We start from the raw sequence: 22,761 nt of genomic DNA, 5'->3' as shown, positions 1-22,761 counted from the left end.
TTTTTAATCTATTAAACAGTCGTTTAAATTTTAAAATTTGGCTAGTAAATAAGATATTTTCAACCCTTGAATAGAACTGTGGACTTAAGGGTAGTTACAGGTATTTGGACAACCATGGAAGGTAGGATAGTGGATACGCCGCTCTCTAGATTACAGGCATCAGGGAGTACCCCTAATGCCTTAATCCTTGATCTTTTTGATTCCAGATGAACTCAGACTTTGAACTGGTTGACCAGATGCGCCAAGCGTTGTTCAAGTTGAGTCATTTCAGCTGTAGTTGATGAGAGCTGATCAGCATTGCCACTGGCCTTCTCAGAGATATCAGCAATATGCTGTATGCTTCTGCTTAACTCATCTGCCACCGACGTTTGCTGTTCTGCAGCCGTCGCGATCTGTGTGCTCATTCCACTGATATCACTAACAGATGTAGTAATACTATTAAGCTGTTCACCTGTATGACCTGCTTTTTCGACCGTTTCATCAGTTTGCACACGACTGCGCTCCATCTCATTCACCGCTTTACGTGCTCCGGTCTGCAGCTTTTCAATCATCTCCTGAATTTCATCGGTACTCTGTTGCGTTCTGTTTGCAAGAGTACGTACTTCATCCGCTACTACAGAAAAGCCTCTTCCCTGCTCTCCCGCACGGGCAGCCTCAATTGCAGCGTTCAGCGCGAGCAGATTTGTCTGATCCGCAATCTCTTTGATCACGTTGACCACGGTCCCTATATGTTCAGAATCTTTATCCAATTGTTCTATGACATCCGCTGCGGCATTAACACCATTTTGTAGCGACTGGATTGAGTTAATCGTCTCATTCACAACGCCCTGCCCACCTATTGCCGCATCATCGGCTGCCTGTGCAGAAAGCGATGCATTTGTCGCATTGGTTGAGACCTCCTGCACCGCCGCCGCCATCTCATGAATAGCTGCGGCAACCTGTTCAGTCTCACGACGCTGCTCATCCACCTCTGATCGGGTTGAATCCACCACACCACTTAAGCGTTTTGTTGCCTGCGAGAGATCGGTTATTGAGCCTTTTACCTCCGAAATCAGGTTCTGAATCTTAGCGGCGAACCGATTAAACCCTTCTGCCAGCTGTCCCACCTCACCTTTTGCTGAGGTATCCAGCCTTTTACTCAGATCGCCCTCACCTTCGCTGATATCTTTCAGTGCAGCGACTGCTGCTGCAAGAGGGTTTGCAATGCCATTCGCCAGAACAACTGAAAGGAAACCAAACACAATCACAAAGCCACCACCAATCAGCACAATGAACATCATGGTATTACTGATCTCATCTTCCAATTTTTTATTGGCGATCGCGATCTGATCATCGATGTCATCGATATAAAAGCCAGTGCCCACCATCCAGTTCCATTTGCTTAAGCCCACGGCATAACTCAGTTTATCTACATCCGCATTTTTTGAGGGTTTCGTCCAAATATACTTAAGGTACCCCCCACCCTGACGCGCAGCGGCAATGAGCTCTTTAACGATCAGAACACCATTCTTATCCTTTAAATCAATCAGGTTTTTACCTTTCAACTGAGGCTTAGGGCGCGTTGCCAGATTAGTACCATCATAGGTGTACACAAAAATATACCCATCACCCTTGGCACCATAACTCAGGTCAGTCATCACCTTGAGAGCCGCTTCCTCCGCTAGTGGATCATCCACTGCAGCATTGTCATAGATCTCTTTTATCGATGAAACGGCAAGATCTACATAACTTTTCAGTGCGTCCCTTTTACTTTCCATCAGCTCAGATCTTAACTCCTCGATCTGATGCTCCCCCAACTCTCTTAACTGTAGATTGGCAACAAACATGACCGCTGCCAAAACCGTTATTAACGGTACCAAAGTTAAGAGAAGTACTTTCTGTTTTAAGGTTAGGTTTCCCATAGGTTGATTCACTCCGGTTGGCTAGTCAGTATCAGCATCCATACCCGATCTGACCTGCTCTATTTTATAGTTGTAGTTGTTGCTGCTTGCTATCTGATATTCGACGCCTAAAAGCCGCCTATTACGTTGACGAAGGTCAAGAGGTTTTCAGCTCAATTCGATTTCCATCCGGATCCTCAATATAAATTGAATCACCGAAGCCCAACGCACCATTCCTCTGCTCAACGGAGCCACATGAAACACCCTTCGCCTCCAGATAAGGGATGAGCCGTTCAGGTTCAAAAGGGGAAATCTGGAAGCAGAAGTGGTCCATATTTACGTGTTCATCACGATATTGGGCAGGCTTAAGATCAATCATCGATTCACCTGCTCTCAACTGATAAAGAGGGGGGGTCTCAACTTTACGTACCAACTCACAGCCCAAAATATCAATATAGAAGTGAAGGCTTTTACCAATATCCAGGCTATTGAGTACGATGTGATCGATCTTACCGACTGTAAATACCATAACCACGCTCACTTGGGAGGGGCTCTCGAACACTGCAGAAGAGCGCATAGACCGCTAAGAAACAGGTATTTACAAATATAGAACGGTTGGGACAATTAGCAAAAAACCTTCTGCCAAGTTTATCATCCCCCTATAGGAATTGAGAACCGCAGATGAGACTTAAAAACAGAGCGCACAGCCGGTAAACTGACACTCTTCTTAATTCATATAGATGTTAGGTCCATTATGCTAAATAAGCTTATCTCCCTGATATTCGCAGTGACGTTGTGCACATCATCAGCCATAGCGGATTCGGATAACCCACAACTCCTGATACAGACCAACCAGGGCAATATCACACTTGAGTTGTTTCAGGAACAAGCCCCGGAGACCGTGAAGAACTTCCTCACCTATGTGGATAGCGGTTTCTATTCTGGAACTATTTTTCATCGCACCATTGCTGGCTTTATGATTCAGGGCGGCGGTTTCACCGAGTCTCTTAGCAGAAAGGAAACACGTGCCCCTATCCGCAATGAATCAGGCAACGGTTTGAGTAATTCCCGTGGAACAATTTCGATGGCGCGCACCAACCATCCGCATAGTGCCACTTCACAGTTCTTTATTAATACCGTTGATAACCGCAATCTTGACGCCCAAGGAAGCCGGTTTGGCTACGCAGTTTTTGGACGGGTTATTCAGGGTATGGATATTGTGATGAGCATCAGCCGAGCACCTACGGCCCCGAAGGCAGGTCATCGTGATGTGCCAAAACAACCGATAATGATTTCAGCCATTAAGCGCATCAGCGAGCCATCACAATCTGAGTAAGCGCAATCGATTGGCGTTACTCACCACCGTCACTGAAGACATGGCCATGGCGGCTCCCGCTATGGCCGGGTTTAGCAGCACCCCTGCCAATGGATACAAGAGACCTGCGGCTACAGGTATCGCCAGTCCATTGTAGATAAAGGCACCAAACAGATTCTGCCTGATATTCTTAACCGTAGCTTTTGAGAGTGTCATTGCACGGCTCACGCCCGATAAGGATCCGGACATCAGGGTTACATCAGCACTCGCAATCGCGACATCTGCCCCAGCACCGATCGCATACCCCAAATCAGCCTGCGCAAGTGCCGGCGCATCGTTGATGCCATCGCCCACCATTGCAACAACATCCCCCTCCTGCTGCAGGCTTTTAATCACGGCCTGCTTTTGCTCCGGTTTCACATCAGAGAAGACCTGTTTAATCCCCACCTGATCGGCTATCGCTTTAGCGGTTCTGGCGTTATCACCCGAGAGCAAAATCACCTTCAGGCCGGAATCTTTAAGGACACGGATCGCGTCAGCCGAGTCCTGTTTAACCGGGTCAGCAATCGCATATATGGCTACCAGCTCCTGATTCAGTGCAACATAGACCAGCGATTTAGCTTCCTGGCTCCAGTGCTCTGCCTGACCTTTCACCGTATCGCATAGAACCTCATGCTGCTGCATCCACTGATGGTTACCGATCCTCCAGATCCCCATATCTGTTTCAGCCGCAAGACCTGCTCCAGGCTGGTTTTCAAAAGAGCGCACCTCAACCGTTTGCTTTGACTCAAGATGGGTGACAATAGCTGCAGCCAATGGATGCTCAGATGCCGTTTCAATAGCCGCTACAGACTGGATAACCTGCTCCCGAAATTCGCCTTCGACCAGATAGAGGCTATTCGTCACGACCGGCTTACCCTCTGTGACCGTACCGGTTTTATCTAAAACAACCGTTGTGACCTTTTCAGCCAGCTGCAATGCATCCGCATTACGGATCAAAATACCACTACCTGCTGCTTTACCCACTGCGACCATGACCGACATCGGGGTCGCAAGCCCCAACGCACAAGGGCAAGCGATGATCAGTACCGTCATCATGGTGATAACCGCATAAGTTATCTGCGGCTCAGGACCAAACTTCCACCAGATAGATGCTGTCAACAACGCAATGAGCATCACGACAGGCACAAACACAGCCGCAATCTTATCTGCTAACTTACCTAACTCGGGTTTGCAGTTCTGTGCATCCCTAACCGCTTCAATGATCTGAGCTAAAACCGTCTGTGACCCAGTTTTTTCAACACGCATTTTAAAACTACCCGATCCATTCAGCGTGCCTCCCACCAGTGCAGAACCTTCGGTTTTATGCACTGGGACTGATTCCCCCGTAAGCATTGCCTCATCCAGATAACTCTCTCCGGAAACCACCACACCATCAACAGGAACACGCTCTCCCGGACGCACCCTGACCTCATCACCCGGGGCCAGCAGTTCGACTGCAACCTCTTTCTCGACCCCCTGGCGGATGCGCAACGCATGTGCGGGTTTCAAATTCATCAGGCTACGGACTGCATCGCCGGTTTTCTTGCGTGCACGCGCCTCCAAAGCCTGCCCGAGTAGAATAAACCCCAGAATCATCACGGAGGCTTCATAGTAGAGGTGCCTTGCTACATCGGGTAATTCAACACCCGATACAGAGGCTATGATCAGACCCGTTGAATAGATCCATGCTGCCCCAGTACCCAGAGCGATCAGCGTATCCATATTGAAACTCAGCCGTCTGGCCGAGCTAAGGGCTCCCTTATAAATATGCGCAGCACAGAAATACATCAGCATGAGCGCAGCCAAACCCGTGATGGAACCTGTTACAACGCCCCCGGCTGTGGAGATATCAGGCATATACCCGAACCACCCCTGCAGCATCAGCAGTGCCCCGAAAGCTAATCCAATCAAGCTCCGCTTCAGGGTGACCCGATACTGTTTCTGCTCCTCCGCCTCAATATCAGCCATATCATTCTGATCACTGATTTCGATTGCGCCATAACCTGCGGTTTCAACCGCAGCGATGATCTGCGAAACCGGTGCATCGGAGGAAACACTGAGACTACGATCAGCAAAATTTACAGAAAAATCATCGATCGCATCTGCCGTTTGCAGCCCCTTCTCCAGCGAGCGAACACAGCCGGCGCATTTCACACCTTGCAGAGAAAAATGGTAGATCATAGTAACGTCCGAAAGCTTGTGTATATCTATAGCTTAAACCCTAAAGCCAGCTTCAGGGTCAAGAGGGATTGGCCCGATGAGAGATGGATTATCTGGCTTTTTTCTCCAGTGCCACGTAACTACCCGTCAGCCGTAATGCAACTTTGTCATCCTGCTTTATCTCAATGACCAGATCCATCCTGGCGCGCCCTTTGAGGTCCATCTTCTGATTAAACTCAGCGAGGATTGATTCAGCTGGCAGGTTTGTAATCGCTGTAAAATCGGAAGTAACCGGTAGGAAATATTCCAGATGGCTGTCCCGAATCACAACATCGTCATCTCGACCCAGCGACCGTAGGTGAAGCGTGATGATGCTCCAACCACAGAGAGTCGCCACCGTCGCCAGCGATCCACCAAAACCGGTGCCTTTATCATTCACGTTTGGAGCCAGTGAGGCTCCCATCTTCAGGCTTTTTCCATCCCATACCAGAGGGGCAAACCCCATATGATTAATGAGTGGGATCTGACCTTTAAGCCAGACCAGAAATTCATCCGCTATTACTTGTTTATCCACTTCAAGATCCTATCTACCGGTCCATTCTGTAACGTAATCGGCGAGGTTATGCTGAGGAGCTTTGCGTAGTTTCTTTGGCGTCCCCAGATAGAGATAACCTATAATCGATTCACTTTCACCGATCCCTAAACCCTCTTTAACCACAGGATGGTAAGCCATATCACCGGTACGCCACATCGCTCCCAATTCCATAGCATGCGCAGCCAGAATGATATTTTGCGCCGCACACCCAGCCGAGATCTCCTGTTCAACAGCTGGCACCTTCGCATGCTCCTTAACCGCAGCAATCACTACAATCACCAGAGGCGCTCTCAGTGGCATAGAGCGCATTTTATGCTGGCGCTCATCCGATAATTGCGGATTATCGTCCAACGCCGCTTTTACAAACAGCCGCCCCAAAGCCTCACGTCCTTCACCACTGACTGTCAGGAAACGCCAGGGCCGAATTGCACCGTGATCCGGTGCTCTCAATGCTGCCTGAAAGAGCGTTTCCATCTGCTTCTCCGTTGGACCGGGAGCATCTAATAGTGGACATGAAACCCGACTGTGAAGCAGTTCTATCGCATCCATAGTGCTCTCCTTCACTGTCGGCTTAAGCGCAGATTATCAATATCGTCTGCGTCACTACTCCTGAACGGGTTGATATCCAAACCACCACGACGAACGTAGCGTGCGTAAACATTCAAACTTTCAGGCTGACAACGTTCCCAGATGTGCATAAAGATATTTTCCACACACTGCTCATGGAAGTCGCCATGCTCACGATATGAGATGATATATTTTAGTAATCCTTCACGGTCAATCTCTTTACCACAATAGCTGATGCCTAATGTCGCCCAGTCAGGCTGTCCGGTTACTGGACAGTTGGACTTAAGAAGATGACTGTATAGCACCTCCTCTACATCATCCTCACCCGTCACTAAGAGTTCTGGGTCTGGTGTGTACTGAGTGATCTCAACATCCTGATTATCGATACAGAAGCCGGTAAACTGGCCAAATTCAGGCGCTTGATCCGGGTGATAGATCCTGACATCAACTCGCCCCCCGGCAGCCTCTGAAAGATCCGTCAGCAGGTGTTTTTTAACATCAGCTTCACTGTCAAATTTACTCAGGTTAAATGAGTTCAAATAGAGCTTGAAGGATTTGGACTCAACAATGTTCTTTGAGTCAGCAAACACTCTGAACTCAGCCAGTCGCACCTCCGGCTTACCACGCTGATTCAGCCATGAGAGCTCATAAGCGTTCCAGATATCCACCCCTGTGAAAGGCAGCGTTGAGCGCTCTATACCTTGTGCTTTCCAATTAACATCACGTGGAATTGGATAGAGCAGTGCAGGGTCATAACTATTAACGTACTCGGTCCCCTGCCCCAGAGGTGATTGGGTGATTAGATCATCTTCTTTCATCAACTACGGATACCTTTACCGTGTTTAAGCAAATACAGTGCATAGGAAAACAAGCCTGCAATACAGATCAGAATCATACTGAATGCAAAGCCAACATGAATGTCACTCACGCCCAGAATACCGTAGCGGAATGTATTCACCATATACAAGATCGGATTAAGCTGTGAGACCCCCTGCCAGAACTCAGGCAGTAGCTGAATGGAGTAAAAAACACCGCCCAGGTAGGTCAACGGGGTTAACACAAAGGTTGGAATGATACTGATATCATCAAACGAATTAGCGAAAACCGCATTAATAAACCCTCCGAGTGAGAACAGCACCGACGTCAGGAAGACGATGGCGATTGTCACCCATAGATTCTGAACCTGGAGCTCGGTAAAAAAGAGCGACAGCATTGTAACAATCAAGCCAACTCCTAAGCCACGCGCGACCCCACCCAGAACAAATCCACTGAGTATCACCCAGTTGGGTACAGGTGAGACCAGTAATTCCTCGATATTTCTCTGAAATTTTGTACTGTAAAATGATGAGACAACATTACTGTATGAGTTGGTTATCACTGACATCATGATCAGGCCTGGAACTATATATTCCATATAGTTGAATCCGCCCATCTCACCAATACGGCTACCAATCAGGTTGCCAAAAATGATGAAATACAACGTCATAGTGATCGCTGGTGGCAATAAAGTTTGAGCCCATATGCGCATGAAGCGACGGATCTCACGCCGTACAATAGTCCAAAAAGCGACAAATAGATCCTGTGTGTTCATGCACTTTCCTGCTGCAAATTTTTATCAACCAGAGAGACAAACAGCTCTTCCAAGCGGTTGGCCTTGTTTCTCATACTGTTAACTTTTATACCTTGATGATCCAATGCTGAAAAAACTGTATTCAAACCCTGCTCCTTCTCAACATCCACCTCAAGAGAATTTTCTGCCACCAACCGCAAAGCATAACCCTGAACTTCAGGTGCAGCAGACAGGGAACAATCCAGATCCAGAATAAATGTTTCGGTGTTCAGCTGTTGTAGTAGGGCTCGAATACTGGTGTCGATTACGATAGTTCCATGATCAATAATCGCAATATTCCGGCAGAGGCTTTCAGCCTCTTCCAGGTAATGAGTCGTCAAAATAATCGTGGTTCCGGCTTCGTTTATCTCACGCAGGAACTCCCACATCGAGCGCCGTAGTTCAATATCAACACCGGCTGTAGGCTCATCAAGAATAAGCAGCTTAGGCTCATGCATCAATGCCCGCGCAATCATCAAACGTCGTTTCATACCGCCCGATAACATTCGCGCAGCACCATTGCGCTTCTCCCACAAACCCAACTTTTTCAGGTAGTAATCAGCACGTTCACCGGCAGGCCCTTTTGAAATACCATAATACCCAGCTTGAGTGATCAAGATATCACGGACATTTTCGAACATATTGAAATTAAACTCCTGGGGGACGACCCCAAGGAATTTCTTTGCCTGGCTCAGATCTTTATCTATATCAATACCGAATATAGACACCTGCCCCGAAGTTTTATTGACCAGCGAAGAGACGATCCCCAGAGTTGTTGATTTTCCAGCCCCATTAGGTCCCAACAAAGCGAAAAAATCCCCCTGTTCAACATCAAAGGAGATCTCTTTCAGTGCCTCAAAACCGTTACCGTATACTTTATGCAACTTGTTGATCGATAGCGCTAAAGTCATGCACCATTCCTGAATAAAAGATTGACTATCAAAAAATTAACCTGAAACTGCGGCATAAAAGGTCACTCATCTATGTTGTAAACATAAAGCTGCCGCATCAATACTTATTTTTATCTAATGAATCAGGAGCGAAGCTGGCTGCTTTTGGTTCCAGCTTATAAAATAGGCCCCCAACCTAGGGGAGACCGGAATGACATCTTACCAAATTCATCACCTGAATTTCTTAAAAATTGCCTTCAATAACTTTATCAACCGTGAACCCTTCAAGTCTGAAGAGCTGTTACAGGATGATCTTGAGTTTATTGAAGAGTTCAGGATGCTCATCTCAGATTTCGAATCTTCAGCAGCGGGGACACATCAACGAGGCGAAGATTTTATAGATAAAGCCTTTCGCCGCTACCCCGAACTGGCTCACCTGATTGCACGGGATCTATTGTGGTATTTTGGCGGTAACAATCTTCACAATATGACCGACGACGAGATACAGAAATTCCAACAACTTGATGAGATGCGCTATGAGGCTGAAGCTCAAGGTGAGGAATTTGATTATATCAACCGTCGTGCCAGCATCTTCGGCCAGAACTAGTCAGTCTACTCAAAAGAGATTTCAACTGCCTGCTGAGCAATAAAGTCGGGCAGTTCGTCTACTGGTAACGGCTTACTGAAATAGAACCCCTGTATCAATTCACAGCGATGTGTCCGCAGGTAGGATAACTGTTCTCGCGTCTCCACCCCCTCAGCTAAAACCGATAGCCCAAGGCTTCTGGACAAGGCGATAATCGCTTTTACAATCGCCTCCCCTTCTGGATTGACGCCAATATCACGAATAAAGCTCTGATCAATCTTGAGAGTGTTTAGAGGTAGCTTTTTCAGATAACTGAGAGATGAAAACCCAGTTCCAAAATCATCCATCGATAATGAAACACCGATCTCACGCAATCGATGCAGTTTCGGGATGGTGATCTCCGGCTGACGAACCAAAAAACTTTCGGTCACTTCAAGGTCCAGATACTTAGCCTGCATTTTGGTCGTCGACAGCACCCTTTCAACCGTTGGAATCAGACTCTCATGCAAGATCTGCTGGCCCGCTAAATTGACCCCTATGCGAATCTCTACACCCTGATCATGCAACGATTTACCAAATTCACACGCCTGTTGCAGCACCCATTCACCTATTGGAATGATTAAACCCTGCTCTTCAGCCAGCGGGATAAACTTTGCCGGCGAGATCATACCTAACTCTTCATGTTCCCACCTGAGCAGCGCCTCAACTCCGATAACCTCTCCATGCTGCGTATTGATCTGAGGTTGATAGAACACCCTGAGCTCTTTTTTCTCTATTGCTCGACGCAGATCATTGATCAGTGAAAATCGTTCATAGCGCTGACTCCCCTGCTCATCATGGTAAAAGCGGTGCTGATTTTTCCCATGCTCTTTTGCCTCAAACATTGCGACATCGGCGTGCTGTATCAGCGCATTCACCTCAGCACCATGCTCAGGATAATAGGATATGCCGATACTGATCGTGCTATAGATCTCGTAACCATCGATATAAAATGAGCGACGAAATGCGTCCAGAATACATTGAGCGACCTTTTCAACCTCGGTAATAGATCGCTTCCCTTCCATCAGTACCGTGAATTCATCCCCCCCCAATCGCGCAAGAAGCCCCGCTCCATTCAATGCAACCTGTATCCTTTCAGCCGCCTGTTGTAACAGGTCATCACCCACTGGATGGCCTAATGAGTCATTCACATCTTTAAAACAGTCAAGATCACAAAACAGAAGAGCAACAATTTCATTCTCGCCCTGACACTGCTTGATCGCCTGATTCACTCTGTCAGTAAACTGCAAACGATTGGGGAGAGCGGTCAGGGAATCATGGTTCGCCATCCATACCAGTCGTCGTTCCGCCTTTTTCTGCTCTGTTACATCCATCCCAATGGAAAGCACATAGGCCCCATAACCCGGTTGATGCAGCACAGTATGCACCCATGAGATATGTAGCATCTGTCCACCAGCAGAACGTAGAACAGACTCCAACTGAACCCTTTCCTGCTCATTACTATAAAGCCGGTTTAACGATTCCCGGTGAACAGCCTGATTCTTTTGCTCGTGATTCAATTCCAGAAAGTGAAGCAACTTTGCCTCTGCCACATTCAAACCCAACAATTTCTGGCCTGAACGATTCAAGGTCACAATATGACCCTTTCGATCAAGCGTCAGGATGATCGCATCTGTTGTATCTAACAAACTGGTGACAAAATCGCGCTCACTCTCCAACTCCTGAGTCCGATGCATCAGATGCTTGGCTCGCTCTTTCAAGGAGGACTCAAGGTGTTCAAGCTTATTGGAAAGATCAAACGTACTTTCTAGCAGCAGATCGAGTTCATCTTTCCGGTGATGATGGGGCTCTATCTCCTTAAAGCGTTGGCGAACCTGCTCAAATCCACTCAAAGCCAACAGCGGCAGGAGCTCGACGATTTCTGACAGTGTTCTTAGCGGGGATCGCAGTACCACCAGTTGGAACAGCGCGGCAAGAAACAGACCTATTCCGGACACTGCAAGCTCTTCAAAAAGTTCGTTGCGCGCAAGATGGTAACTTTCAGTATGATCATCAATCAGGATCCAATAAGCCTTACCCTTTTTAGCGCCTAAAAGCGGGTGCAGCAGGATCATAAATCGTCGATCATCTCTCTCTATCTCAAAAAAACCACCCCCTGAAGGAATATTTTGCTGCTTCACCAAACGGTTTAATAAAACAGCATTATCTGCTCGCTGGGTTAAATATTTAAGGTCAAGTTGCCATAAACGCGCCATCCTGGCCTGACCTTTAGGCTGCAGAGCCAGCCCTATATCACGACCACTCTGGCTATTGAAGTCGAGAACGACATCACCCATTTTTTTACCAACAACCAGCACCCCTGTTCTTACCCGATCTAATTGCACAGGAAGCGCAACAAACCGCAGGCAGTCAGACTGGCAATCAAAATATTTATACGGCGACTCTGTCTCAAGCACTTCATCGATAATGCTCTGAGGTAGATTCAACTTATCCCCAAGTGAGACTAAAGATTTTCCATGTGAATCGTACAGGTAGGCAGCATCCAAAGCTCCTCGGCTGTGGAGATCTGGAAACATCTTTTCTATATGTGCCCTGTAATCAGATTGATGCGTCTCAGCAACGGCATTACCTGACATATATGCAATCAGTTCCCCGAGTTCTAATAACCGGTTATAAGATGAGGTAACCAGCCCTTCCAGGTGGCTCAGGTCGCGCTCAGATTTTAAGACCCTCTGCTCAACTGCTGAAGTGGTCTGTTGCTTATAGGAGTAATAGCCATAGGCAAGATGAACGATAGCAAGTACTGACATCAAGTTGATGAGCACCTTCCAGCGCAGGCTGAAAAACAATCGTCCTTTTAAATTGGCATCCTGCATTTTCAGAACCTATAGGTGGCTTGCAGGGACAACATATTCCAATTTTCCTTGCGCTCAGAATCATCGGGATTATCCTGCACCGATAGCCAACCCGTACCTTCAATATTATGAACCTCCGCTCTCAAGAGCCAGTTTGGATCTGGTTGCCAGCCGATACCAAAAGTCCAATCAAACGCATACTGAGTATGAGGTGGACGACCAAATAGAGCATTTGCAGTTAGTCCATCCCTGTCATTTTTATCTTGATAGAGAATGTCTCTTCTTAGAAAAAGACTAACCGTGGGTGACACTCTGTGCTCTACCTGCAAATAGAAAGACTCACTGGTAACTTCTGGCAGGAGCAGATAAACGCCTCCGAGCTCGCCCCAATCGATATCCTGTTTAAAATACTCACCTGTAAAGCTCCATTTCTGCAGGTTATATTGCATGGACAAGACCAGAACATCGATCTTGATCGTGCCATCCCCTGGCGCACCAGGTAACGAGAGTCCCGGGGCATCAAAATCGAGCCTGAACCCTCCATAGGTTACCCCTCCGATAAGGCTGTAATCATTCAGGCTGTACTCAGTCCTTAAAAGAAAACCCCGACTATCATCGAACTCTCCGGGCCAATCACGATTGAGATAAGCAAACTCGACATTTGTATCAACCCGAGGCTTGCCAATAACCAGCTCAGTCTCCAACACCCCTGTTTCGAAAAAACGGTTCCCGTATAACATGAAACCATCAGAAGAAAGTTCTAGAGTTCTGGCCTTATCAAAATAGAGGGATTGCGGTAACACAATTGAGGGGCGGGTAAAGGCCACATCACGCGTAGCATTGTAGAAACCGAAAGGGTTTTTAATTCTGCCGACACTAACACCCAAACTGCCCATATCAGATTCAATCATCCGATAATCCAGACGTGCATAATCCAGAGCCAGATCACCATTATCGACCTTGCCCGCCTTACGGGACACTACCTGCCCCGTTAGCAACATCTGACTGGAGGGTTTCCAGGAAGCATTAACTCCCAACTCCCTAAAATCAAAGCTACCCGATTCACTATTACCATTAAACCGATTGTGGTCGGTCAGAAAATACCCTTGCGTCAGAAAGCCATTGAACTCAAGCTGCTCCCCTGCCGATGCGATGGAACTCATTCCTGAAACAAACACACCCAACATCAGGTATCTACTTAACTTCCAAATGCTTAACATCCGTTCCTCCTTGATCAGCTGCTACAACATATCCAATGGCGCCTGCCGTTACACTTACTCTTTCAATCATCTCCTCCTGAGATTCAACAACCACAGGGGACTGACCCGCTCCGGAAAACACCAGGCGATCCCACATAGTTTTCAATTGATAGGGAAAAACCTTCAATTCACGCTTAACAAAATCCCGATGAATATCATGATGTTCAGGCAATACGAAGACGCGTACAGGCTGACCATCAGGCCAGGAACGAACACGCATAGAGAAGACCGATAGGAGGTACTGTCGACCGATACTATCTATAGTGACCCCGGAGTTTACGATTACTTCCGCTGTCGCTATACCTGGCAGCAACAGACAGAGAAAAGCCAAAACTTTTATCATAGCGCAGGTTTACCACATCCTTTGTGAATCGACCCAAGAGAGTCACATATAGATAACCACAGAGAATTTTAGACTAATTCTATCTATAAATCAGAAAGTTAAACTAAAGAGAGTACTAAAAGAGAGGAAATGGCGTCCCATAGGGGGTTCGAACCCCTGTTACCGCCGTGAAAGGGCGGTGTCCTAGACCACTAGACGAATGGGACGCAACAAATTTTGTCAACTCCTAAGAGTTGGAGCGGGAAACGAGGTTCGAACTCGCGACCCCAACCTTGGCAAGGTTGTGCTCTACCACTGAGCTATTCCCGCAGATTCTCAAAGAGAGAATGGCGTCCCATAGGGGGTTCGAACCCCTGTTACCGCCGTGAAAGGGCGGTGTCCTAGACCACTAGACGAATGGGACGCAACAAATTTTGTCAACTCCTAAGAGTTGGAGCGGGAAACGAGGTTCGAACTCGCGACCCCAACCTTGGCAAGGTTGTGCTCTACCACTGAGCTATTCCCGCAGATTCTCAAAGAGAGAATGGCGTCCCATAGGGGGTTCGAACCCCTGTTACCGCCGTGAAAGGGCGGTGTCCTAGACCACTAGACGAATGGGACGCTGCTTTCCTCTTAAGGGTTTCCCTTGTGAGGAGGCGCGTATATTAAAGAACAGGCCCTGAAGGGTCAACCCCATTTTCAAGAAAATATGACACTTTTTTTATCACAATTCGATCCCCCTGCCCCACCACGAAAACAATGCTTAATTTTTAAGCTAACCTATTGGTTACAAAAGGAATATTTGTATAAATTAAGTACAATTAATCAACTTATCCTGAAGAGCAATTTAAAGAGAGATTAATAAGTATCAAACAGAGGAAAAAGAGAGAAATTAGATACACTGAAAAAGTGCTTTAATGCGGTCGCAGATATAAAAAAACCAGCTCATGGCTGGTATATTAAGCAGTTGGAGCGGGAAACGAGGTTCGAACTCGCGACCCCAACCTTGGCAAGGTTGTGCTCTACCACTGAGCTATTCCCGCAGATCCTCAAAGAGAGAATGGCGTCCCATAGGGGGTTCGAACCCCTGTTACCGCCGTGAAAGGGCGGTGTCCTAGACCACTAGACGAATGGGACGCAACAGATTCAGAGTTCCTCTGAAAGCGGGGCATATAATACTGATCCCTTTTTAGGGGTTCAAGTGTTTTTTTTGTTTTTTTATCTACAAAATCAATTACTTTTTCTATAGTGTGTAACTTATATAGAGGCACCATACTAGAGCCTCCATTGCTTTAACTGCCAGAGTATTGGGATAAAAGATTTATGAGTCCTACTTATATAGCACTGATTATTCTTTTGGGCGTTGGCCTGATGGCAGGGATCGGGTTTGTGATTCAGGATCTGGAAAACAAAAAAAAGGCAAAAAGCCTCAAACTTATCAGCCTGAAAACAGCCATACGGCGCTCCTCTCACCTCTTTGAATCTTTCCCACCAGCGCTCATCACCACAGAGATAAGAACACTGCTTTGTAAATATATTGAGGCGCGCTGGGCAGCTGTAGTTGAACTTGAACCTAGTGATACTAACAAACAACAGTACTCTGCATTTCAAGCTGAAGCGGCAACTCTTCAAGAACCTGTCAGCCACCCGGCGGGGTCAGTAACGGTATTTAGTAGCCAGACTGAAGCGGCAAGAGCGATGGGGATAATTAAGGAATTTGCTCAATTTCTTGCAGAACTCGGTAATAAAGGGGAGATCAATAGTGATCTGGCGGAACGGATGACCAAAGATGCCAAACGCCTCTACCTGAGAGTTGAAATAGATATCGATCTTATGAACGCGATAGAGACAGAAGCAGCCCAAGGCGCTGAAGTTGTGATCCACCAGTATCGCAGCTGCTTCAGCAAGTTACAGCACCTAAATCACAATCAGATACTGGATCGGCAGTTATATGAGATCCGAACCCACCTAACCACTCTGGCTGAACAGATTGATCAGGCCCATGAAGCCAAAAAACTAGCTGAGGCTCAGGAGCAGGACAGCGGTAAGAAATTTAATTTTTAAGTGGTCGCTTCAACATTATCCACTCTAGCTGTTACCGTTTTTTTCCAATCACGATCCACTAGTGCATCTGTAACCCCAGCCCCGAACCACATAGATGCAAGCGCAATCCAGGCTGTGATAGAAAACGCCGATCCTCCCGTTAAACCAGCACCGACTGCACACCCTCCAGCCAGCATCCCCCCCATACCCATTAATGTTGCACCAGCTATGTAGCGCACCATACTCCGACCATCTTTAAAGCCCTGAAGCTTGTATGTTTTAGAAAGCATGGCAGCGAGGAATGAACCGATAAAAACCCCTGGTACCAAACCAACATCAAAATCCATTGGAGCACCTCCTGGTGTCAGGAAATACATGAGAGTATCCGCAGAAGGTCCGGTAAATGTCATGCTCTCAACTTGCGTTGGCTCAAAGGTCTGATAAGACATATGGTAGGTAAACCACCATCCCCCTACGACCATCATCCCCACTCCGACTGAACCGACCCAAGCCCACGCTGTTAGGTTATTCTTAACCCCATAGATAATCGCAACCACAGCACAGAAAAGACTGATGTAAATGCCTGTATAGTCCCCTAGCCCCATAAATCCGATCAATTCCAAACCGCCATCATCATGCAACAGCCAAGCATTCGCGATGCTGTCCCGTGCTGGAGCAAAAATCCCACGCAAACTCGCCTGAGCGACAGCTGCAAACAGCAACCCTGAGAAAAGCGCTCTTAAATTGCCGGTGGCTGCCAGTACAAGCAGTCGAGCGCCACACCCCCGTGCCAGCACCATACCTGCACCAAACATAATGCCGCCCAGCACAGCCCCAGATAAACTCCCATAAGAGGCCAGCATTCTGGAATCACTGATATCCAATTCACCAAAAAGAATAAGAGCCTGCGTTCCTCCCACCGCAGCAGAAAAAGTCAGCAACCAAATAGCCACCTTCGGTCCCATCTTCCCACGGACAAACTCGATCACTGCGGCGCGAAGGCAAAACTGGCTTCGTTGAGCAAAAATCCCAAACATTAACCCCAAGATCAAACCACCAAATGCGGTGGTCCCTGCTTCGCCAAGAGCATCGATCAGAAAATCAAAATCCATAAACATCAACCTGTTAGAGGTAAACTTCCGCTGATAAGCCCCACATTCCTGACACAAGGCTCCGGTATCGTTGCGACACTGCGATGTGATATCTGAGGCAATAAAGACCCAGACGCCCCACTAATTCCATTAAAGAATATTAACAGAAGCAATATTTATAAAAATTGACCCAAACCAAAATGCGACCAATTAATAAGAGCTAACTAATAAAGAAATTACATATTAAGCAAGTGCTTAAATAGATCAGCACATAATATAGATTCATTTTTATCCACCGATTCCGTATAGAAGTAAGCAATCAAACCTGCAGCGAAATCCTCTAAAACTCATTAATAATCATGAATTATTTGCGGGAATCAACGCATCCTTAGGCGCTCCCTCTGTTTTAATTCCCTACGGTTGACTCTCCACCAGCATTCACTCAATGTGCCGTTTTCTTAATCATTCTGAGAGTGGCTTATTTCGCTATGAATGCCGTTATCATCGCAGTATTAACTATGCTGCTACTGAGTCTTTTCCGTACACACGTCGTTATCGCACTGATCATCGGAGCAATTGTTGGCGGTCTCACTGGAGGGCTGTCACTGGAGTCCACAATTGATGCGTTTAACTCAGGCATCGGCGGCGGAGCCAGTGTTGCTTTGAGCTATGCGCTACTCGGGGGCTTTGCGGTTGCTATTGCCCAATCCGGCCTCCCCCACGCGTTGGCGCACAGAATTGTAACCATACTGGGTAGCAATCCCGATCCGACAAAAATAAAGTGGATCAAAAATGCATTACTACTAGTTATACTGCTGGTCGCCATCTCTTCTCAAAATATCATGCCGATCCATATCGCATTCATCCCTCTACTGATCCCACCGTTACTGCTGGCTATGAGTAAAATGCAGATTGACCGGCGCCTGATCGCCTGCGTTCTGACTTTTGGACTGGTCACTCCGTATATGTTCCTACCCGTTGGATTTGGAGGCATCTTTCTCAATGAAATCCTTCTAAAAAATATCAGCCATGCTGGTTTAGATACCCAGGAAATTTCTGTCATTGAAGCGATGTCTTTACCCGCAGCAGGAATGCTCTGCGGCCTTCTGATAGCGGTGTTCATCAGTTACCGAGGTAAACGTCGGTATAATATTGCCAAAATAGAAGAGGTCGAGGATCAGCACCACCCACGTAGCACAAAAGATATTATTGTTGCGTTAATGGCAATTGTGGTCGCCTTCGTTACTCAGCTATATACCGATTCAATGGTGATGGGAGCACTGCTGGGATTCATTCTTTTCTCAGTAACAGGGGTTGTCCGCTGGCAGGAATCGGATGGATTATTAACCGACGGCATGAAAATGATGGCTACTATTGGCTTCATAATGATCGCTGCAGCTGGTTTTGCACAGGTTCTGAAAGAAACCGGTGAGATAGGTGCGCTGGTTGCAAGTTCGGTTGAGATAATCGGAGATAATAAACCGATGGCAGCATTCTTAATGCTGATGGTTGGCCTACTGATTACGATGGGCATTGGCTCATCATTCTCAACTATACCGATTATTGCGGCTATCTATGTACCATTAGCAATGCAACTAGGGTTCAGCCCCTTAGCCATAGTTTCCCTGGTTGGGACAGCCGCAGCACTGGGGGATGCAGGCTCGCCAGCATCGGATTCGACTCTGGGCCCAACATCAGGTCTTAATATTGATGGGCAACATAATCATATCTGGGACTCAGTGGTACCCACCTTTTTGCATTACAACATTCCACTGCTGATTTTCGGTTGGATTGCCACTGTAACTCTTTAACTGTCCTTACTTCTGCAGGGGTAGGCTTATTCACTCCCCTGCTCACTCGTCCACATCATCCTTAAGAACTAAAAAATTCGACTAACGGATGAAAATTATTACTTTATCAAACACCCCACTCAGCGCATAATTCGCGCAAAATTATCTCTTCGAACGACTCCCCCAAAGGACCATCAATGCTGCCTATAGGCAAGGTATCCCACCGATCTATTACAACTGTTATTTCTGCGTATCTCTTAACAGGCTTAATATTTTGCCTCGCATTTACCCAGGCAGGTGAACCCTCAGAGTTTTTCTCCAGTTTACGAATCGCACTGGCAATTATTTTATTGCCAATTTTTATAAAGTTTTCACTCCAGTTACTGGTCGCCCCTTTCTCCGGCCTGGTCGATTTTTGTCGCGACCGTAAACATACCGATTCACCTCTATCGGTCAGTATCCTCATTCCCGCCTGGAATGAGGAGGTCGGCATATTGAACACATTGCGGTCCGCTCTGGCTGCAGATTATTCAAACTATGAAGTCATTGTCATCAATGATGGTTCAACAGATGGAACGGACCAGCTTGTTACCAATTTTTTAGCCCAATACCCTGAAACGAGTGCGATTGGTCTGCGCTATTTCAATCTTGAAAACGGAGGCAAAGCCAGTGCTTTGAACTATGCGATAGCAAGAGCAAAAGGCGAGATAATCCTGACTATTGATGCCGATAGCATCATGCACCCCCAAGCTATCAGTAATATTGTGAAAAAATTCAGCTCACCCAAAGTTGCAGCTGTTGCAGGAAATGTAGCGATCGGAAATGGTCATGTAGGGCTTGGCATTATTCAACAGCTTGAGTATATCTGCGGCTTCTTTATGAAACGTGCAGATTCTGTATTTAATGCAGTCTATATTATCGGAGGCGCCGCAGCAGCATACCGAAAACAAGCCTTGCTGGATGCTGGGGGCTTAGATCACGGTATTATTACTGAGGATATTGAGATATCAACCCGGCTACTCGGCATGGGATACCAGTGCCGATACGCGCCTGATGCCATTATCTATACAGAGGGACCGTCTGATCTCAAAAGCCTTTGCAACCAACGCTTACGCTGGAAGTATGGGCGGTTTCAAACGTTCCTCAAACACCGAAAACTGTTTTTTAGAACAGCCTCAACATCCAACATCTATCTCTCTTGGTTACTTTTACCTGTAGCACTGTATGCTGAAGTTCTGCTGCTTTTAGAAATACCTCTACTAACTCTTTTTTTCACATCTGTTATCTATACTGGCGATTACATCACCCTAAGTTTGTGTATCCTCTTGATTTCAGCCATCGTCAGTTTCCAAACCTCTTTAGATTTCCAACCCCGATTCCACCTTAAAATGCTCTGCTATGCACCTATTGCGTGGTTGATTTGGTATATCGTTGATGCTGTTGAGTTCCAGGCACTGATCAGAAGCCTAAAAAAACTTACCAGAAATGAAACGCTAAAATGGCAAAAATGGGAGCGAAAGGGGATCTGCAACTCCAACCAACCCAGCCCTGACTCCTAACCCGGGGTTATCGATTTTTCCTGCACAAAACAGCTAGCCAGGGCTGTTGATTATTCGGTAACCCTTCCGGTCGATAATAGTGATCAATAACATCAAAGCCCGCTTCCTCAAAAAACATTTTGCACACATCAAGTTCCATATAGTTTCCGAACCTATTTCCATTCCAACCTTCACCCTCACCACGAGGATTAGAACAAAACAGGACCCCACCGGGCTTCAACGCATCGTAGCAGCACTTAAGTACGCCAGGCAGGACCTGACGCGGCACATGAAACAGTGAAGCATTGGCAAAAATACCATCAAAACTTTGAGCCGCCAGCTCCAAAGTCTGAAAAGTCTGGTGAAGAACCTCACAGCCACTATTCCGCTTAGCCATCTCACAAAAGACATGGCTTCCATCCAACCCTATGGGGGTATGCCCAAGCGCCTTAAAACGAATCAGATCCCTACCGGGACCACATCCCAGATCCAGAATATCAAGCGCCCTGTTCTGTGGCAGGGACTCTAACAACGCACAGATATTCTGGCTAACATCATGCTCTCGTGTCCCCTCCCAAAACTGCAGCGCCCGGGAATCATAGTGACTTAGTGTAGTCAGCTCCGCCTGCTTCAATTCGGCCGATGACAGTACTAACTTTTTGATCATAAAAATCACTCCATTTACCTACCTGGATTAAACCAACCTTAGTAGCCTGAAAGAAAAGGCAGCAACATTACTGAATTAATCTGCTCCACTTTTACCTTTCTTGATTTATATCGATGACATAATGCTCTCAATGCGTAGAGTATGTGCTTCATTATTAAAATTTCAGAGGTAGATGCTGTGTGTGACTCCTACGATATTCTCATCATTGGTGCAGGCCCAGCGGGTTTAAGCTTCGCACGATCACTGGCTGACCTACCTTTAAAAGTCGCCATTTTAGAACGATCTTCTAAATCAACCCTGGAAAACCCACCTGAAGATGGACGAGAGATTGCTCTAACACACCAATCAGTCGAGATTATGAAAGCCTGTGGAGCCTGGCAACGGGTACCTGACGAAGATATCTCCCCTATCGAAGGAGCAAAGGTCTTTGACGGCAACTCCAGTTACAGCCTTAATTTTGATAACGAAAGCCAAACACTTGATGCATTGGGTTATCTTGTACCCAACCATCAAATTCGTAAAGCTTATTACGAGGAACTGTGTGCCCATCCACAAATTGAGATCCTAACTGAGACCCTTGTTGAAGAGATCTATACAGATAACAGATCAGGTCGAGTCATCCTGAACAACGGCAAAGAAATGTCAGCATCATTAATTGTAGCTGCAGATACCCGATTCTCCGAGATGCGCCGTAAAATGGGATTATCAGCTTCTATGAAGGATTTTTCTCGCAGTGCAATTGTCTGCCGGATGGAACACACGCAACCACACCAGCAAACTGCTTTTGAATGCTTCCACTATGGCCGCACCACTGCAATTCTACCAATGAATGATAACCGGTCATCGATCGTAGTCACCGTTAACAGCCGAGATGCTCAACGCTTCGCTGACATGAGTGAAACCGAGTTTAACCGTAACATTGAAGATCAGCTTGATGGGCTGTTAGGGGAGATGAACTTATTAGGTCAACGTCATATTTACCCGCTCGTTGCAGTTCATGCGAATGAGTTTGTGGGCCGCCGCTTCGCACTTATCGGTGATGCTGCCGTCGGTATGCACCCAGTGACAGCACATGGATTTAACCTCGGTCTAAAAGGTCAGGCGACCTTAGCTAAACAGCTCACCCACGCAATCGCTGAAGGTGAAGATATCGCTGATGATAACCTTCTTAAAGCATATGAAGCAGAACAGATGAAAACAACCCGCGTTCTCTACCACGGTACCAATCTGGTGGTCGGTTTATTTACAAATGAAACAGTTGCGGCAAAATTAGCTCGCAAGGCAACCTTACGCCTAGCCAATAATATTGCGCCGGTAAAACAGCTGATCACACAATCACTGACGGAGAAAGCCAGCGATAACACCAACCCATTAAGCGAGATACAAAAATACCTTCCACCGCTACCCAAGACAGCACCACTTCATCATAAAGTAGAGGCGCTGATACCAGACAAGATTAAACCAATGAATATTTTTGGTTTAAAGTAACCATCCATACTGACTGGCAGGTCACACCGGTTAGTAAGATCGTGGCCTCCAGCCGCAGGCTGAG

General features: G+C 46.8%; 19 protein-coding genes and 7 tRNA genes. 6 read left to right on the top strand and 20 right to left on the bottom strand.

Annotation, left to right across the window (positions count from 1 at the left end; genetic code table 11):
• Nucleotides 1-212: 212 nt before the first annotated feature.
• Both Q0882_RS06460 and Q0882_RS06455 read right to left on the bottom strand, forming a co-directional pair.
• Nucleotides 213-1,901, bottom strand: a complete 1,689-nt coding sequence (locus Q0882_RS06460; protein ID WP_299179241.1) for a methyl-accepting chemotaxis protein — start codon at nt 1,899-1,901, stop codon at nt 213-215.
• Nucleotides 1,902-2,037: 136 nt separating this feature from the next.
• Nucleotides 2,038-2,409, bottom strand: a complete 372-nt coding sequence (locus Q0882_RS06455; RefSeq protein ID WP_299179240.1) for a VOC family protein — start codon at nt 2,407-2,409, stop codon at nt 2,038-2,040.
• Nucleotides 2,410-2,634: 225 nt separating this feature from the next.
• Here Q0882_RS06455 and Q0882_RS06450 point away from each other — a divergent pair, with 225 nt between their 5' ends.
• Nucleotides 2,635-3,216 (top strand): peptidylprolyl isomerase, encoded by a 582-nt coding sequence (locus tag Q0882_RS06450; RefSeq protein ID WP_299179239.1) that lies wholly within the window; start codon nt 2,635-2,637, stop codon nt 3,214-3,216.
• Here the strand turns inward: Q0882_RS06450 and Q0882_RS06445 are convergent.
• From Q0882_RS06445 to Q0882_RS06420, 6 genes are all read right to left on the bottom strand, one after another.
• On the bottom strand, nt 3,202-5,418 hold the full coding sequence (locus Q0882_RS06445; protein ID WP_299179238.1) for a heavy metal translocating P-type ATPase: 2,217 nt from the start codon (nt 5,416-5,418) through the stop codon (nt 3,202-3,204). The two genes, Q0882_RS06450 and Q0882_RS06445, sit on opposite strands and share 15 nt — an antisense overlap.
• Before the next feature lie 88 nt (nt 5,419-5,506).
• Complete coding sequence (locus Q0882_RS06440) at nt 5,507-5,971, bottom strand: YiiD C-terminal domain-containing protein (protein ID WP_299179237.1); 465 nt, start codon at nt 5,969-5,971, stop codon at nt 5,507-5,509.
• 9 nt (nt 5,972-5,980) lie between these two features.
• Complete coding sequence (locus Q0882_RS06435; RefSeq protein ID WP_299179236.1) at nt 5,981-6,541, bottom strand: nitroreductase family protein; 561 nt, start codon at nt 6,539-6,541, stop codon at nt 5,981-5,983.
• Nucleotides 6,542-6,552: 11 nt separating this feature from the next.
• Entirely contained in the window at nt 6,553-7,377 is an 825-nt protein-coding gene (gene queF / locus Q0882_RS06430) for an NADPH-dependent 7-cyano-7-deazaguanine reductase QueF (RefSeq protein ID WP_299179235.1), read from the bottom strand.
• Nucleotides 7,377-8,150, bottom strand: a complete 774-nt coding sequence (locus Q0882_RS06425) for an ABC transporter permease (protein WP_299179234.1) — start codon at nt 8,148-8,150, stop codon at nt 7,377-7,379. Before Q0882_RS06425 ends, queF begins: the two co-directional genes overlap by 1 nt.
• Nucleotides 8,147-9,079: an ABC transporter ATP-binding protein gene (locus Q0882_RS06420; protein WP_299179233.1), complete on the bottom strand. Its 933-nt coding sequence runs from the start codon at nt 9,077-9,079 to the stop codon at nt 8,147-8,149. The genes Q0882_RS06425 and Q0882_RS06420 overlap by 4 nt, the downstream gene beginning before the upstream one ends.
• Nucleotides 9,080-9,269: 190 nt before the next feature.
• Between Q0882_RS06420 and Q0882_RS06415 the strand changes: the two genes are divergently transcribed.
• Entirely contained in the window at nt 9,270-9,665 is a 396-nt protein-coding gene (locus Q0882_RS06415) for a PA2817 family protein (protein WP_299179232.1), read from the top strand.
• 5 nt (nt 9,666-9,670) lie between these two features.
• Here Q0882_RS06415 and Q0882_RS06410 read toward each other — a convergent pair whose 3' ends face one another.
• From Q0882_RS06410 to Q0882_RS06365, 10 genes are all read right to left on the bottom strand, one after another.
• A complete protein-coding gene (locus Q0882_RS06410) occupies nt 9,671-12,520 on the bottom strand; it encodes an EAL domain-containing protein (protein WP_299179231.1) in 2,850 nt (949 codons plus the stop codon).
• Nucleotides 12,521-12,522: 2 nt separating this feature from the next.
• Nucleotides 12,523-13,719 carry a hypothetical protein gene (locus Q0882_RS06405; protein ID WP_299179230.1) on the bottom strand — a complete coding sequence of 399 codons (1,197 nt, stop codon included), beginning with the start codon at nt 13,717-13,719 and terminating at the stop codon, nt 12,523-12,525.
• Entirely contained in the window at nt 13,694-14,101 is a 408-nt protein-coding gene (locus Q0882_RS06400) for a hypothetical protein (RefSeq protein ID WP_299179229.1), read from the bottom strand. The genes Q0882_RS06405 and Q0882_RS06400 overlap by 26 nt, the downstream gene beginning before the upstream one ends.
• A gap of 130 nt (nt 14,102-14,231) precedes the next feature.
• Nucleotides 14,232-14,307 (bottom strand) — tRNA-Glu (locus tag Q0882_RS06395).
• Between the two features lie 28 nt (nt 14,308-14,335).
• Nucleotides 14,336-14,410 (bottom strand) — tRNA-Gly (locus tag Q0882_RS06390).
• An 18-nt stretch (nt 14,411-14,428) separates the two neighbouring features.
• Nucleotides 14,429-14,504 (bottom strand) — tRNA-Glu (locus tag Q0882_RS06385).
• Nucleotides 14,505-14,532: 28 nt separating this feature from the next.
• Nucleotides 14,533-14,607: transfer RNA gene (locus Q0882_RS06380), tRNA-Gly, on the bottom strand.
• Between the two features lie 18 nt (nt 14,608-14,625).
• Nucleotides 14,626-14,701: transfer RNA gene (locus Q0882_RS06375), tRNA-Glu, on the bottom strand.
• A 347-nt stretch (nt 14,702-15,048) separates the two neighbouring features.
• A tRNA-Gly gene (locus Q0882_RS06370) sits at nt 15,049-15,123 on the bottom strand.
• Between the two features lie 18 nt (nt 15,124-15,141).
• Nucleotides 15,142-15,217: transfer RNA gene (locus Q0882_RS06365), tRNA-Glu, on the bottom strand.
• Between the two features lie 186 nt (nt 15,218-15,403).
• Between Q0882_RS06365 and Q0882_RS06360 the strand changes: the two genes are divergently transcribed.
• Nucleotides 15,404-16,144, top strand: coding sequence for a hypothetical protein (locus Q0882_RS06360; protein ID WP_299179228.1), 741 nt, complete (start codon nt 15,404-15,406; stop codon nt 16,142-16,144).
• Here the strand turns inward: Q0882_RS06360 and Q0882_RS06355 are convergent.
• Nucleotides 16,141-17,235, bottom strand: a complete 1,095-nt coding sequence (locus Q0882_RS06355; RefSeq protein ID WP_299179227.1) for a YeeE/YedE family protein — start codon at nt 17,233-17,235, stop codon at nt 16,141-16,143. The genes Q0882_RS06360 and Q0882_RS06355 overlap by 4 nt on opposite strands.
• Before the next feature lie 467 nt (nt 17,236-17,702).
• On the opposite strand from Q0882_RS06355, the gene Q0882_RS06350 reads away from it, so the two are divergent.
• A complete protein-coding gene (locus Q0882_RS06350; RefSeq protein ID WP_299179226.1) occupies nt 17,703-19,025 on the top strand; it encodes a Na+/H+ antiporter NhaC family protein in 1,323 nt (440 codons plus the stop codon).
• A 176-nt stretch (nt 19,026-19,201) separates the two neighbouring features.
• Nucleotides 19,202-20,563 carry a glycosyltransferase family 2 protein gene (locus Q0882_RS06345; RefSeq protein WP_299179225.1) on the top strand — a complete coding sequence of 454 codons (1,362 nt, stop codon included), beginning with the start codon at nt 19,202-19,204 and terminating at the stop codon, nt 20,561-20,563.
• A 7-nt stretch (nt 20,564-20,570) separates the two neighbouring features.
• Here the strand turns inward: Q0882_RS06345 and Q0882_RS06340 are convergent, their stop codons facing one another.
• Complete coding sequence (locus Q0882_RS06340; RefSeq protein ID WP_299179224.1) at nt 20,571-21,209, bottom strand: class I SAM-dependent methyltransferase; 639 nt, start codon at nt 21,207-21,209, stop codon at nt 20,571-20,573.
• Between the two features lie 141 nt (nt 21,210-21,350).
• Here Q0882_RS06340 and ubiM point away from each other — a divergent pair, with 141 nt between their 5' ends.
• Nucleotides 21,351-22,697: a 5-demethoxyubiquinol-8 5-hydroxylase UbiM gene (gene ubiM / locus Q0882_RS06335; RefSeq protein ID WP_299179223.1), complete on the top strand. Its 1,347-nt coding sequence runs from the start codon at nt 21,351-21,353 to the stop codon at nt 22,695-22,697.
• Nucleotides 22,698-22,761: the final 64 nt, after the last annotated feature.

Source organism: uncultured Neptuniibacter sp. (assembly GCF_947498015.1).
Taxonomy (GTDB): Bacteria; Pseudomonadota; Gammaproteobacteria; order Pseudomonadales; family Balneatricaceae; genus Neptuniibacter.
The sequence above is the reverse complement of the archived record's forward strand: the minus strand, read 5'-3'. Positions and strand labels throughout refer to the sequence as shown.